The organism is Polynucleobacter sp. MWH-UH25E, assembly GCF_018687095.1.
Classification (GTDB): Bacteria; Pseudomonadota; Gammaproteobacteria; order Burkholderiales; family Burkholderiaceae; genus Polynucleobacter.
Genome location: NZ_CP061286.1, coordinates 1625167 through 1639006, shown reverse-complemented (window position 1 = coordinate 1639006; position 13840 = coordinate 1625167). Strand labels below are relative to the sequence as shown.

The window sequence follows — 13840 nt, the reverse complement described above, 5'->3', positions numbered from 1 at the left end:
TAATTAAAAAGGGAGTTTAGCGTCTGGTTTCGCATTTAAGAGGGCGATTTTAAATTCTGCCTGAATGCGTTTAATGGCTGCTTCATTGTCCGCTTCAAAACGCATCACCACCACAGGTGTAGTATTGGACGGCCTTGCCAAGCCAAAGCCATCGGCGTATTCGACACGCACGCCATCGATTGTGTTGATGGCTTCCGAAGTGGGAAACTTGGCATTTGCTTTGATGGTTTCTAATAAAGCAAAAGGCTCGCCTTCAGAGCAGGCTAGTTGCAGTTCTGGAGTGCAAATCGCATTGGGTAGGTCATTGAGTGTTTGCTTGGGGTCTTTTTCATTGGAGAGGATCTCTAGTAGACGAGCTCCGGTGTAAAGGCCATCATCAAATCCAAACCAGCGGTCTTTAAAGAAAATATGACCACTCATTTCACCGGCTAAAGGTGCGCCTGTTTCTTTGAGCTTGGCTTTAACGAGAGAGTGACCTGTTTTCCACATCACAGGCTCTCCGCCATGTTGCTTCACCCAAGTGGCTAGATTGCGAGTACATTTCACATCGTAAATAATTTGACTTCCAGGATTGCGTGAGAGCACGTCCTTCGCGAACAACATCATTTGACGGTCAGGGAAAATAACTTGACCATCCTTGGTAACGACGCCCAAGCGATCGGCATCACCATCAAATGCTAGACCTAATTCATTATCAGTGGTTTGTAGGTTTTTGATCAGATCTTGTAAGTTCTCAAGATGGGCTGGGTCAGGATGATGGTTTGGAAAATGACCATCCACCTCGCAAAAAAGTTCTTGCACTTCACAACCAAGCGCTCTGAAGAGTTTGCCTGCAAAGGCGCCACCAACGCCATTGCCACAATCCACCGCGATTTTAATTGGACGGGCCAGTTTGATATCGCCAACAATGTATTGGAGGTACATTGGGAAAATGTCAAAGGTGGAGCGAGTGCCTTGGCCGGTAATAAATTTCTGCGCTTCTATACGTTTACGTAAAGCTTGGATTTGGTCGCCATAGATCGCAGCACCACCCAATACCATCTTAAAGCCGTTGTAGTTTGGTGGGTTGTGGCTACCGGTAATCATGATTCCTGACTTGGGTTTCTTGCCGTCAATCACTTGATTGGCGGCAAAGTACACCATTGGAGTAGCTACCATGCCAAGATCAATCACATTAATGCCGGTAGATAGCAATCCTTCAGTTAATGCTTCAATCAGGCTCGGGCCCGATAAACGTCCATCGCGACCAATCACAATCTCAGTTTCGCCCAGCTCGCGCATCTCTGTGCCAAAAGCTTGACCTATCAATTTTGCAATCGAGGGATCAAGGGTCTCATCAATAATGCCGCGGATATCGTAAGCTTTAAAAATCGTTGGCGATAATTGCATTGAATTTCCTTTGGATAACTTACGCAACAGTGTTGGTTTAATTATTTAAGATTGATTAAAAAGATTGATACGGGCAGCCGTAATAGCATCGATGTTGTCACCCGCTTGCACGGTGCCGCCATCTTTTAATGCAGCCTCAATCGGCTTGGCCAATATCTTGCCAAGTTCAACGCCGGGCTGATCGAAGCTGTTGATATTCCATAGTGCACCCAATGCAGCGGTGCGATTTTCATATAGTGCTAGAAGGGCGCCCAGATAAAATGCATTGAGTTTGGGAAGAATCAACAAATTGCTTGGTCGTTTGCCAGGATAGGTGTTGTTCGGGTTTTCTGTTTTTTTGCCGTTGGCTAGTGCCTGCGCTTGAGCTAAACAGTTAGATAACAGAATGCGGTGATGTGCTTTTGCTTCCGCAAGGTGGCTCATCGGTTCGCATATTGCGATGAAGTCAATCGGAATCACATCTAAACCCTGATGCAACAGCTGGAAGTATGAATGTTGCGCATTGCTGCCAGAGCTACCAAATACTACAGGGCAGGAAAACTTCACTGGCATACCGTTTTTATCAACGCTTTTGCCATTGCTCTCCATATCCAATTGTTGTAACCACTTTGGAAACCAATCTAACGCATCAGCGTAGGGAATTACTGCATAGGATTTGATGTGGTGTTTCTTTTGTTGGTAGATCAAGGCTAGCGCCATGATCACGGGAAGATTTTCTTCAAGAGGTGCTGACTTAAAGTGCTGATCCATGAGTTGCGCACCGGCTAGAAACTCTTTAAAAGTATCAAAGCCATATTGCAGTGCGATGGGTAAACCAACTGCAGACCATACGGAGTAACGTCCTCCCACCCAATCCCAAAATGGATAGACATTATCTTTGGCAACCCCAAATTCTAGGGCTGCCGGAACGTTTGCCGTGACCGCAAACAAGGCTTGGGCAATCTGAACATCATTACGGCCGCTGTCCTTGAGCCATTTGACTACTGCTCTGGCGTTCATGGTGGTCTCTAAGGTTGTGAATGACTTAGAGACAATAATGATGCGGGTGCTGTTAGGGTGCGCACGTTGCAGAATACGATTTAATTCAGCGGTATCAATGTTTGCCAGAAAATGCATGCGCATGCCGCGACTATTGATATCGGGAACGTGAGCTAATGCTTCAATTGCGAGTCGAGGGCCAAAGTCAGATCCTCCAATGCCAATATGAATGACGTCGGTCACGCCTATCCATTTATTGCACAAGCCCTCAATGCGACGCCAAACTTCTGCAACCTCAGGCATGACATCCTGCCCATTTACCAATACAGGCTTTTTATCGAGATTTCTGAGGGCAGAATGAAGAGCAGGACGATTTTCTGAGGTATTAACCGCCTTGCCAGCAAATAAGTCCTCGATATATTGCTCTAGTTTGGCCTCCCGCGCTTGCCGAAAGAGAGATTTCCAACCCTTGCTATCGATACCCTGATAAGCGGTATCCAATACGATATCCTGAGCGCAAAATAAAGGGCTGGGATTGATTGTGGTTGGTTTTGAAGGCATTGCTAAATTTTATCAAGATTCACCTTGAATCCCTCTAAAACGTTGAAAATGTTACGATTTCAGGATATTCAAAGATCAAGCCCTAGGACGGATAAATGGAGCGGGTGGACTGTGTAGTCATTGGTGCAGGGGTAATTGGCCTGGCTATCGCTAGAGAAATGGCGTTGCAGGGTCGTGAAACCATTTTGCTAGAGCGAGAGAATGCCTTCGGCACAGTCAGCAGTGCACGTAATAGCGAAGTGATTCATGCTGGGATTTACTATCCAAAGGACTCGCTGAAAGCCAAACTTTGTGTTGCAGGCAATCATCTCTTGTATGAATACTGTCGTACTCATCAGGTTGCTACTAGGCCCTATGGCAAGCTAATTGTTGCTAATGATGAAACTCAGATACACGATTTGCAGGCGATTCTGTTTAAGGCGCAAAATAATGAGGTGCCTGGGATTAAAATGATTTCGGGAGAAGAGGCAAACATTCTGGAGCCCAATCTCCAATGCGTAGCCGCAATCTTATCCACCACCACGGGCATCGTCGATAGTCACGGCTACATGCTTTCACTATTGGGTGGCTTTGAGGATGCCGGTGGCATGATTGCTTACCAATCCCCTTTGTTGAAAGCAATCCCAATAGGCGTCAATGCAGAAGGTGGCTTTGAGCTGGAGATTGGAGGTGTGGATGGTATGAGCTTGCAGACTAAACTCCTCATCAATTGTGCCGGTATGAGTGCGCCTGCAGTGGCTCGCAAAATAGAGGGGTTGAATACAGAGAATGTTCCTAAAGCATATTTTGCTAAAGGCAATTATTTTTCTCTTTCAGGCAAATCACCCTTTACCCATTTGATTTACCCAATACCCGAGCCTGGTGGTCTGGGCGTTCACTTTACTTTAGATATGGGTGGACAGGCTAAGTTTGGTCCCGATGTGGAATGGCTAGATATCCAAGCAGAAGAGGAAGTGGACTACACAGTTGATCCTAGAAGAGGTGAGGGTTTCTATGAGGCCGTGCGTCATTATTGGCCACAACTTAAAGATGGTGCCTTACAGCCCGACTACTCTGGTATTAGAGCAAAAATCGTGCCTCCAAATGCTCCCGCAGGAGACTTTTGTTTTAACGGCCCACACGACCATGGATTGCAAGGACTCTATAATTTATATGGCTTTGAGTCACCTGGGCTGACGGCAAGCCTAGCAATTGCCATGCATTTAGAGGGGCAAATCAAAAGTTCTTTATAATCATTGTTTAGTTCAAAAGGAAGAGTGGGTGAGCGGTTTAAACCAGCAGTCTTGAAAACTGCCGACTGTCAAAGGTCCGTGAGTTCGAATCTCACCTCTTCCGCCATATACAACAGCAGAGTCCCTATTCATAAGACTCTTTGTTTTTGTGGCCCATCTACCCACCTTTCTACCCACTACGAAAACATTGCTCAAATTTATTGAGTCGGTTGAGATCGTACTAAATCCCATTTTCTAGATCAAAAACAATAGGTTAAGCACTACCAAAAAGGTACGAATTTCAAAAGTTACCCCCAAATTTCATTTGTGCAATCTCATTGAATGGTCTGCTGATTCTCGAGAGGTTTATGTGGGGCTCGTGCGCTCTATGCATTAGAAGTTAATTGCCGTCCACCGTGGCACGGGCTGATGAGAATTCGCGTCAATAAAATGGTCTATTTCCCGGTTAAATATCCAATTATGTCAATAAAAATGCATATTTAAAGTATTTAGGTCAATAAATTAGCTTATATCGTGCGGATCAAGCAATTGGTATTGGGAGGGGTTGTCCGTAAAGGCATTACAAGCCTTCATTTTTTCCCAGAGTTTGGCAAAGTCAGAATAGTCAAATCCAGCAGTCCAGTTCCATGCTCGAGTCATCGAGCGTACGAATGGGGTTGGATCATTGTTTTGCGACAGCGCCTTGAGCGGCAAAAGGTAATCTTCACGATACCCGGTAGGAATGATGATGCGACAAGCGGAGGCTTGGGTTAAGTAGGCATTCATAGTTAAGCGCGCAGTTCTGCCATTGCCATCCATAAATGGATGAACCTCGGTAACAACAAACATAGCCATTAATGCGCGCGCAAAAGGATCCTCAAGTAAGGTGACTCGTTTAAAGCCTTCGCGCAATGTTCCCTTTACCAGCTCAGGGTGCACGAAGATGGTATTGCCTGCTTGATTAGATTGTTCTTTCCACTGGCCTGGATTTTTATCTGGTCGGCTAGAAAGTATTTGGTGGTTGCATTGTTGTAGCCATGCTAAGAAATCATCTTCATTCTTAGGGAGCTTAGAGCGGAAGGGTTGCTCTATGATGGCTTTAAAGGTACCTAGCACATCATGTGAATCTTCATTGCGCTTAGGAATAATCTTGCCGTCAAAAATAATTTCTGTGGCTTCTTCAACGGTAAATGTAGTGCCCTCAATGTAGTTTGAGAAATAGGATTCAAAGAAGGCAAAGTTAAATGTGCTTATCCCAGCCTTGGTTGGGTCTGCAAAGAGGGGAAGCGGTTGTCTTAAGGCGGTAAATAGAGTTTCAAAAATCTCAATGCGATCTGGATCGTACGGCTTGCCAGTGGCTCGGGCGAGGGCATCCGCAGCGCGCAATGAGCGAGTCTTGCCAGTTTGCATTAAGGCGGAAACAATGTTCGTCAGGGCTTTAAATTGAGCATCTAAACCAAGTTCGCTAGCAATGGATTTGGCATCATCACGTAAGGCATTGAGTTTGTATTCCCCATGAATTGTGCAAAGCTTGCTTAGGTGTGACTCTACCCATGGGCGTCCCATCGTGCGAATCTCGGAACCTTTGCCGGTGTAGAGATTTTCTAAAAGTCTTCTTGCTTCTGATGAAAAAAAGAGTTTTCCATAAGGTATATCATTTACCGAAGGGCTGTGATTCTGAATGGCAGGCGCACCCGGCAAAATATGTAACTTAAGACCGGGAAGCTCAATCGTGCGTACCCGCTTGCCATGAACTAGAAAGATATTGCCTTGATCATCAGGCTTTCCTAGTTGCGCGGAGCGGTAGGCTACAACTGAATTTGGATAGAGATGTTCGGCAATTTTTTGCCAATGAGGCCTGATGATTTGCTCGAGAGGGCTTTCAAGATCGCTCGTATAAACACCGCTATGAATCTTACGCAAACGCCCAGCCCTTGCTAAGCGAGAGACTCGCTGAGCATTAGCTTTGTCCTCTGCTGAGCTAAAGAGAAGGAGGGGGAGGTTGTCAATAGAAGTGCTCATAAGGCCTTTATTTACCGAGAAATGTCAATAATAACGCTAATATTATAAATTATTGTCAATAAAAATGCATATTTATGTTAAATAACCACATTTTCTGTATGCTGATTGTTCTATTGGGGGAATATTTTTTACCCACACTTACACCCAATTACACCCAATTACTATTCCGTCAAGGGCGCCCCAAAAGGGTGGCTTACGAACCCTTGATGGCTACAGATAAAGAAATGCTTCTCTTCATTTCAAAGGCTCATGCTCAATAAAGCGCTTGCACCTTGGAATTATTTTTGTCATAAAATAGTAGATATCAACTACTAAATATTATTCTTTTCATTAAGAAAATCAGGGGGCGAAAGCGAATAATGTCAGCATCAAATTCAGTGCTGCGATATGCTAAGTTAAGGCAATTTTTTGATCTATTTGTTGGTCGAAAGCGTTTGGATTGCGTGGCAGAACGTTTACTTGAAAAAATCATGCTCAATTGGGATGAGGGTTTGATTGTTTCTATGGATGACTTGATTTTCTCTAGCAGTGAAATTGGTTCGCGTGCCATCTTAAGTAAGCATTTAAAAGACCTAGTAACACTAGGCTTTATAGAACTTCATCAGAGTGAAGATGACTCAAGTATTGAGATTCCGTCCCCAACGGCTGAGACAATTAAGTACTACCAAGATTTAGCTCAATATTTAGAGAAATGTTTTGAGACAAATCCCTCATCAAATGACCCCGCCGCTCTTTTGGTGGGTTCAGACATTCTTAGCCATGATTATCTTAAAGCTCAATCTCATGCTTTATCTGCTTATACGCTGGCGGTAGAGCAAATTGATAGCAAAAAAAGTATTCCTATTCTGGCAAGAGATATTTGTAGTGCAATAACAAACCAAGAGCGATATGTTTGTGCATGTGTAGGTTTTGCAAAAATCGACTCTCATGCCATGATAGAAATTGTGGCTAGCGAGGGTAAGGCTAAGGAGTATGGCAAAAACTTGCTTTTGAGTTGGGATCCTAAGAGCGATTATGGCACTGGACCTACTGGGGTTGCAATTCGGAGTGGGAAAACAGTTGCTATCTCAGATATTGATATGGCTATTAATTTTGGGCCTTGGATAGAGAAGGCTAAAGAATTTGGTATTCGCAGCACGGTTTCTGTGCCTCTATTTATAGATAAGAAGCCGATTGGTATATTAATTCTTTATTCAGATCAGCCCAACTCTTTTGGCCCAGTTAAGATTCATTTATTTGAAAAACTAGGTGCTCAGTTGGTTGCTGCTATTCATCGCTAAAGAGATTTGATAGTAACTATTTAGAAACTAGCGGCCAATCCTATTGAAGTGCCGTGGACATTTTGACCAAACTGATAGCGAAAGACCAGCCTTATTCTGCTAAAGATAGGATCGGACGCGCTTCTATCAAGCTCAATCCCGGTGCCAATCGAAGAGAGCGAATCAAACCCTAGGGCGCCGCGCAAATCACCCAGAAACTCGGTATGAGCTAATTCAAAGACGGCACGTAAAGGCCTATCTAAAAGTGTAATGGGGGTGGGAACTCTACTGCGAGCCCAGATTGCGACACTTTGTGAGTCTGCGGAACCTTGTACTGCGGTGGAGGAATCAAAAGCTCTTACTGGGATATTGGTATATCGCAGTTCAACATCAATTTCTTGGTCAGGCTGATAGGTTTCATAATCGAGCATGACAGAACCACCAAGTCCATAAGAGTTCATGCGGCCACCATTTAAAAATTGCATATCAACGCCAGTTCGATTTTGTAAAACGCGAGATGCAATGGATATGTCACTCTCTAAGTGCCCCAACATCACATTTGCAATCGGCCTAATGCGGAGTTCATTCGTGATTGGAAAGTCCCAGCCAATACCGCCAGTGCCTGTCACGCTATTCCAATGAACGGGAACCGTTACCGAACTATTGCCGATGCCATCTGTAAATGTTGGGTTATAACGATTTACCGCCATTGTTCCCTCTAGATAGAGCGGAAAGCTTGCGCTTATACGATCACCCCCACCCAATGAAATCATCTGTAAGTCCGAGTAGTCGCTGCCATTGTTGCGGATGGATAAAGATCCCGTGGTGACATCAGGTGTCAGTGAGTACCCAGTAATTGTCATAAAGGCATCTGCCCGCTTCTTGAGATAATTATTCGCGGCATTGTAAAAAGCGGATTGTGCTTGAGCGTCACCCCAATTGGCGAGCATCAACACAAGTAACAAGAATAGGGTGGAGATCCGATATGAAAACATGCAAGTTAATTTTAATGAATGAAACTAATTTATCAGTTTTAGGTTCGTTGCCCTTTATTCATAGATGCCATATGATGGGTTGCATTCAATTAATGTTGCCTTCATAGGGTCTCGAAGATGAGTCGAAATTTCAGTCTGCTGAGCGCGGTTATCTCTCTTTAATAGGAGGTGGCTGTGTTATGGCTGCAGGAGGTGGTGGGGTTGTTACTGATTCTGGCGCCATGCAAGGTAAGCACTTTGACTCCAAAGGCAAAATGCCATCGAGTTACACGGTTGAACTACAAAATGGTTTACGTAAAACACTGCCATTTGAAGATCAACGTGACTTTGAAGAGTCCAAAAGAGGTTTTATAGCGGCGCCTACCTATAAAACTATCAAGGCTGATGCAGGCAACGTTGCCTGGGATGTGGGTAGCTACGATTTTCTTTTGCAGGGTAAAGATTTCGATAGCGTGCATCCATCCTTGCAACGCCAAGCCATTCTCAATATGGGTTATGGCCTATATGAGGTAGTACCAGACAAGATTTATCAAGTACGCGGCTTTGACTTATCCAATATCAGTTTCGTGAAAACGAATACTGGTTGAATTGTTTTTGACCCACTGACCTCAAAAGAAACTGCTAGAGCAGCTTTAGAGTTGGTAAATGAAAAACTAGGAAAGCGACCTGTAGTAGCGGTGGTCTATTCTCATTCACATGCAGACCACTTTGGGGGTGTTCGTGGTGTGGTGGAAGAGGCGGATGTGAAAAGTGGTAAGGTAAAAATCATTGCCCCAGCCGGTTTCATGGACCATGCCGTAGCAGAAAATGTTTATGCTGGTAATGCCATGACGCGCCGTTTGTATTTTCAATATGGCGTCTTATTACCTCGCAGTCCATTTGGTCACGTTGACCAATCAATTGGTAAAAATACTGCCGCCGGTAACCTAGGTTTAATTGAACCAACTATTCTGATTAATGAGCCATTTGAAAAAATGACAGTAGACGGTGTCGAAATGGAGTTCCAAAATACACCAGGTACCGAGGCTCCAGCTGAGATGAACACCTATTTCCCGCAGTTCAAAGCATTCTGGGCTGCTGAAAATATTACCGGTACCATCCACAATATCTACACCTTGCGTGGTGCACTAGTACGCGATGCTTTGGCATGGTCTAAAAACATTAACAATGCTTTATATCGTTATGGCAATGATGCGCAGGTAATGTTTGCTTCGCATTCTTGGCCGCGTTGGGGTAATAAACGTGTTCAAGAAGTAATGCGTACACAGCGTGATAGCTATGCGCACCTGAACAATGAAGTGCTTCACTTGGCGAATAATGGCGTGACGATTAACGAAGTGCATAACGTTTATAAACAGCCTGAGAGTTTAAAAAAGCAATGGGCAGCCCATAGTTACCATGGCTCAGAAGAGCACAACAGCCGTGCAGTGATTAATCGTTACTTGGGTTACTGGGATGCCAATCCTGCGACTTTATTACCATTGTCTCCAAAAGATTCTGCGCCACTGTATGTTGAGATGATGGGGGGGGTTCCAGCAAAATCATGGCAAAGGGTAAGCAGCTCTATCAGCAGGGTAAATATCGCGAATCCATGGAAATCATAAATAAGTTGGTTTATGCGGAGCCTAACAATACTGCTGCTAAAGACTTGCTAGCAGACATTTTTGAGCAAATTGGTTATCAAAAAGAAAGTCCTAGCGTACGTAATAGTTTTCTTGGTGCGGCATACGAGTTGCGTCACGGCATGCCTGCTGGCGCATCACCTAAGACCAATGGACCCGATATGATCAGGGCGATGACTACAGAGCTTTGGCTTAACGCATTAGCAATCAGTATGGATAGTAAAAAAGCTGCTGGCATGAAGTTCACTATCAACCTGAACACTCCAGATAATGGTGAGAAGTTTGTTGTTGAGATGAATAATTCTGCGCTGACTAATATCAAGGGTTATCAGGATAAAAATCCAAATCTGACCATCACCGTGAATCGTGTTGACTTAGAAAAAGTCATGGGCGGTCAAACGACTTTTGAAAAACTTCAAGCCGAAGGAAAAGCCAAGTTTGAGGGTGATCGCAAAGCATTTGATCAATTGCGTAGCACTATGACCACTTTTGCTCCAGACTTTGAATTGCTGCCTGGCACCAAGGCTAAGTCGCCACCAGTCAAACCAAGCAAGGATCCTTTTGAGGTTCCTCCCATTGCCAACTCTGATGGTGCTTAAGCCAAGAAGTGAATAGTTGAAAATGGGCTCCTAGGAGTCCATTTCTCTGGTCTGAAACGATTTATTTCTCAGGCCGTAAAAGCACCACCAGCTTTCAGTGATTTAAGTTCTTCACCAGCAATGCCTAGTTCTGCAAGTAGTTCACTGGTATGTTCGCCCAACAAAGGAGGGTGGCGATAAACCTGCTGAGGGGTGCCGTTCATCTTGACGGCAAAGCCAATATTGGGAACCTTGCCTTCAATCGGGTGATCGATTTCCATGCGCATCTTGCGATGGCGGCCATGTTCGCTATCAAAAGCTTCGGGATAGGTATTGATGGGGCCAACTGGTATTCCAGCTGCGAGTAGTGTGTCTACCCATTCATGGCTAGTTTTCCTGGCAAACGACTTTTCTAATTCAGTAGCAAGCTCAAGACGGTTTGCTAATCGTAAAGGATTGGTTTTAAAGCGGGCGTCTTCAAATAATTCGGGCCTCTCAATTTTGTCGCAAAGTAACTTCCAGAGTTTTTGATTGGTAGCGCCCATCACAAAATATCCATCAGAAGCCTTCATGGCTTGATAGGGGGCGCTCATATGATTGGCTGTGCCTAGCTTGTAGGGCTCGACTCCTGTTCCCCAATACTGCGCGGTATCCCAGATAGAAAAAGCCAAAGCAGAATCAAAAAGTGAGGCATCAATAAATTGGCCTTCACCTGTTTTGGTTTTGCCAATATACGCAGACAAAATTCCGTAAACCGCAAATAGTGCGCAGCCAATATCAGCGACAGGAACGCCAGCTTTGACTGGTGGTCCATCTGGATAGCCGGTGACACTCATCACACCAGACATAGCTTGCGCCATTAAATCAAAGCCAGGACGATCTGCCCACGGTCCAGTTTGACCAAAACCAGAGATGCTGGCATAAATCAAACCTGGATTCATCGCTTGTAAAGAGAGATAGTCAATGCCAAGTTTTTTCATTACACCTGGACGGTAATTTTCAACCAAGATATCGGCTGTCTTGACCAACTCGAAGAACACTTTTTTACCAGATTCAGATTTGAGATTGAGGGTGAGACTGCGCTTATTGCGATTCATATTCAGAAAGCCCATGCTGTCTGAGCCCTTCATCTTGAATCCCATGGCGCCACGAGTTTGATCTCCTGTGCCTGGCGGCTCAACTTTGATGACATCGGCGCCAAGGTCGGCTAAGAGCATGCAGCAGTAAGGACCAGCCATTACTTGACTTACGTCAAGAACGCGCACTCCCAATAGGGGTAATGGCTTATAAGATCCTTGATGTGTGCCATCTGAGGCGTCATTTTTAGGTGTTTTCGTCATTGTCTCAATTGTTTTTATATGTATAGAATGAACTTGCAATCTTAACAAAGACAATTAAAACAATTTTGGAGACTTTATGTTGGTTAAAACGCCTAAATGGGCTATGCGTAGCTTGCTTGCAATCACGCTGGCCACAAGTTCATTTTTTGCGGTAGGACAGCAGGCCTACCCAACAAAACCGATTCGCCTCATCGTTGGTTTCGCGCCTGGTGGCGGCACTGATATTGTTGCTCGTGCAATTGCGCCGAAGATGAGTGAAGTTCTTGGGCAGAGCGTCATTATAGAAAATAGATCGGGGGCGGCTGGTACCATTGGTGCCGACTTGGTTGCAAAGTCTAGTCCTGATGGCTATACCTTGCTAATGGGGCACTCGAATTCGAATGCGATTTCTCCGTTTGTATTGCCCAATGTGCCATACAATCCGGTGACGGATTTCACGCCGATTACCTATTTGGGTTACGTGCCAAATGTGTTGGTTGTGAAGTCTTCATTGCCAGTAAATTCAGTGGCGCAACTAATTTCCCTTGCCAAGCAAAATCCAGGTCAGATGACTTATGGATCATCAGGCATTGGCAGTACTCAGCATTTGGCTGGAGCTTTGTTCTCTAAGATTGCCGGCATCCAGATGAACCATGTTCCTTATAAAGGCAGTGGTCAGGCAATTGTTGACTTGCTTGGCGGTCAAATCACGATGAACTTTGATACGTTGCCGCCAAACTTGCAACAAATTCGTCAGGGTAACCTTAAGGCATTAGCCATCTCAACACCAAAACGTTTATCACTGTTACCCAATGTGCCAACATTTACGGAAGTCGGGATTGTTGGTTTTGATGTCACTAATTGGTATTCAGTGATGGGGCCTAAAGCGATGGATCCAGCGGTGGTAAATAAGATTGATCAGGCCGTTAAAGCCGCTATGAATGATCCTGAAATTAAAAAGACACTAGATGCTCAAGGATTGCAACCAGAAGGCCCTGCAACACCGGCAGCCTTTAGTTTGTTCTTGGCTGGAGAGCTTGCTAAATATCAGCGTCTTGTGAAGAGCTTAAACATCAAAGCTGAATAAATTGTATGAGTGAGTCTGGTAAAGAGGGTAATGTTGCGCAGGTCGTATTAGAGATACGCGACAACATTGCCCATATTACTTTTGATCATGTGGCGGCACGCAATGCGATGACCGTTAGCATGTATGAATCCTTAAAGTCTATCTGCGAAGATCTAGCTAAAAATCCAAAGGTTCGTGTGGCTATCTTTCGGGGTGCCGGAGGTAAGTCCTTTGTCTCTGGCAGTGATATTGCGCAGTTTGCTAACTTCAATAGCGGCGATGATGGTGTGCGCTACGAAGAGGGTATTGATAGCTATCTCGCTCCACTGGTCACCTTGCCATTTCCAACCATCGCTGTGATTGACGGTATGGCGGTAGGGGGTGGCTTGGCCATTGCGAGCTGCTGCGATTTCCGGATAACCACTCCAGGTGCAAAGTTTGGGGTGCCCATTGCCAAAACGCTCGGTAACTGTTTATCGGCAGGCAATATCGCTTGGCTCCTGGCGCATCTAAATGTCAATATAGTGAAACGGATGCTGCTATTAGCAGAAATGATTCCTGCTGAAGAGTTGCTAAAACAAGGCTATGTCTTTGCCATCCATAATCAAGATCAACTTAGTCAAGAGGCTTATGATTTAGCAGTGCGCCTCAGTAAATTGGCTCCGATTACGCAAAAATCAAGCAAGTTTGTTCTTGCAAGGCTTATTAAAAATAATCTGCCCGATTGCAACGATCTCATTAGTGAAACATATGGTAGTGCCGACTTTAAGAATGGTGTTGCTGCATTTTTAAAAGGTGAGTCACCCATTTGGATTGGAAAGTAGCAATCTAACTGTGTAG

Annotated in this window: 12 protein-coding genes and 1 tRNA gene; 8 read left to right on the top strand and 5 right to left on the bottom strand. The window is 44.7% G+C overall.

Annotation, left to right across the window (positions count from 1 at the left end; translation table 11 throughout):
- Positions 1 to 3 precede the first annotated feature (3 nt).
- Entirely contained in the window at positions 4 to 1389 is a 1386-nt protein-coding gene (locus tag ICV39_RS08540; RefSeq protein WP_215389666.1) for a phosphomannomutase/phosphoglucomutase, read from the bottom strand.
- Positions 1390 to 1434: 45 nt separating this feature from the next.
- On the bottom strand, positions 1435 to 2928 hold the full coding sequence (pgi, locus tag ICV39_RS08535; RefSeq protein ID WP_215389665.1) for a glucose-6-phosphate isomerase: 1494 nt from the start codon (positions 2926 to 2928) through the stop codon (positions 1435 to 1437).
- 95 nt (positions 2929 to 3023) lie between these two features.
- Between pgi and ICV39_RS08530 the strand changes: the two genes are divergently transcribed.
- Both ICV39_RS08530 and ICV39_RS08525 read left to right on the top strand, forming a co-directional pair.
- Entirely contained in the window at positions 3024 to 4160 is a 1137-nt protein-coding gene (locus tag ICV39_RS08530) for an NAD(P)/FAD-dependent oxidoreductase (RefSeq protein ID WP_215389664.1), read from the top strand.
- A gap of 18 nt (positions 4161 to 4178) precedes the next feature.
- Positions 4179 to 4266 (top strand) — tRNA-Ser (locus ICV39_RS08525).
- Positions 4267 to 4661: 395 nt separating this feature from the next.
- Here the strand turns inward: ICV39_RS08525 and ICV39_RS08520 are convergent.
- On the bottom strand, positions 4662 to 6161 hold the full coding sequence (locus tag ICV39_RS08520) for a Fic family protein (protein ID WP_215389663.1): 1500 nt from the start codon (positions 6159 to 6161) through the stop codon (positions 4662 to 4664).
- Between the two features lie 491 nt (positions 6162 to 6652).
- Here ICV39_RS08520 and ICV39_RS08515 point away from each other — a divergent pair, with 491 nt between their 5' ends.
- A complete protein-coding gene (locus ICV39_RS08515) occupies positions 6653 to 7441 on the top strand; it encodes a GAF domain-containing protein (protein ID WP_215389662.1) in 789 nt (262 codons plus the stop codon).
- Positions 7442 to 7461: 20 nt separating this feature from the next.
- Here ICV39_RS08515 and ICV39_RS08510 read toward each other — a convergent pair whose 3' ends face one another.
- Entirely contained in the window at positions 7462 to 8415 is a 954-nt protein-coding gene (locus tag ICV39_RS08510) for a hypothetical protein (protein WP_251372668.1), read from the bottom strand.
- 179 nt (positions 8416 to 8594) lie between these two features.
- On the opposite strand from ICV39_RS08510, the gene ICV39_RS10065 reads away from it, so the two are divergent.
- From ICV39_RS10065 to ICV39_RS10055, 3 genes are read left to right on the top strand one after another with little or no spacing between them, the layout of a single operon-like run.
- Complete coding sequence (locus ICV39_RS10065) at positions 8595 to 9002, top strand: hypothetical protein (RefSeq protein WP_251372667.1); 408 nt, start codon at positions 8595 to 8597, stop codon at positions 9000 to 9002.
- 51 nt (positions 9003 to 9053) lie between these two features.
- Positions 9054 to 10019, top strand: a complete 966-nt coding sequence (locus tag ICV39_RS10060) for an alkyl/aryl-sulfatase (RefSeq protein WP_251372666.1) — start codon at positions 9054 to 9056, stop codon at positions 10017 to 10019.
- Complete coding sequence (locus ICV39_RS10055; protein WP_371816535.1) at positions 10007 to 10636, top strand: alkyl sulfatase C-terminal domain-containing protein; 630 nt, start codon at positions 10007 to 10009, stop codon at positions 10634 to 10636. Before ICV39_RS10060 ends, ICV39_RS10055 begins: the two co-directional genes overlap by 13 nt.
- A 68-nt stretch (positions 10637 to 10704) precedes the next feature.
- Here ICV39_RS10055 and ICV39_RS08500 read toward each other — a convergent pair whose 3' ends face one another.
- A complete protein-coding gene (locus ICV39_RS08500) occupies positions 10705 to 11955 on the bottom strand; it encodes a CaiB/BaiF CoA-transferase family protein (protein WP_215389661.1) in 1251 nt (416 codons plus the stop codon).
- A 76-nt stretch (positions 11956 to 12031) separates the two neighbouring features.
- Between ICV39_RS08500 and ICV39_RS08495 the strand changes: the two genes are divergently transcribed.
- Both ICV39_RS08495 and ICV39_RS08490 read left to right on the top strand, forming a co-directional pair.
- Entirely contained in the window at positions 12032 to 13021 is a 990-nt protein-coding gene (locus ICV39_RS08495; protein ID WP_215389660.1) for a tripartite tricarboxylate transporter substrate binding protein, read from the top strand.
- Positions 13022 to 13026: 5 nt separating this feature from the next.
- Positions 13027 to 13824, top strand: coding sequence for an enoyl-CoA hydratase/isomerase family protein (locus ICV39_RS08490; protein ID WP_215389659.1), 798 nt, complete (start codon positions 13027 to 13029; stop codon positions 13822 to 13824).
- The last annotated feature ends 16 nt before the right edge of the window (positions 13825 to 13840 follow it).

Coding starts and splice junctions, on each gene's coding strand:
- ICV39_RS08540 (WP_215389666.1), bottom strand. CDS start 1,389: ATGCAATTATCGCCAACGATTTTTAAAGCTTACGATATCCGCGGCATT.
- pgi (WP_215389665.1), bottom strand. CDS start 2,928: ATGCCTTCAAAACCAACCACAATCAATCCCAGCCCTTTATTTTGCGCT.
- ICV39_RS08530 (WP_215389664.1), top strand. CDS start 3,024: ATGGAGCGGGTGGACTGTGTAGTCATTGGTGCAGGGGTAATTGGCCTG.
- ICV39_RS08520 (WP_215389663.1), bottom strand. CDS start 6,161: ATGAGCACTTCTATTGACAACCTCCCCCTCCTTCTCTTTAGCTCAGCA.
- ICV39_RS08510 (WP_251372668.1), bottom strand. CDS start 8,415: ATGTTTTCATATCGGATCTCCACCCTATTCTTGTTACTTGTGTTGATG.
- ICV39_RS10065 (WP_251372667.1), top strand. CDS start 8,595: ATGGCTGCAGGAGGTGGTGGGGTTGTTACTGATTCTGGCGCCATGCAA.
- ICV39_RS10055 (WP_371816535.1), top strand. CDS start 10,007: ATGGAAATCATAAATAAGTTGGTTTATGCGGAGCCTAACAATACTGCT.
- ICV39_RS08500 (WP_215389661.1), bottom strand. CDS start 11,955: ATGACGAAAACACCTAAAAATGACGCCTCAGATGGCACACATCAAGGA.
- ICV39_RS08495 (WP_215389660.1), top strand. CDS start 12,032: ATGTTGGTTAAAACGCCTAAATGGGCTATGCGTAGCTTGCTTGCAATC.
- ICV39_RS08490 (WP_215389659.1), top strand. CDS start 13,027: ATGAGTGAGTCTGGTAAAGAGGGTAATGTTGCGCAGGTCGTATTAGAG.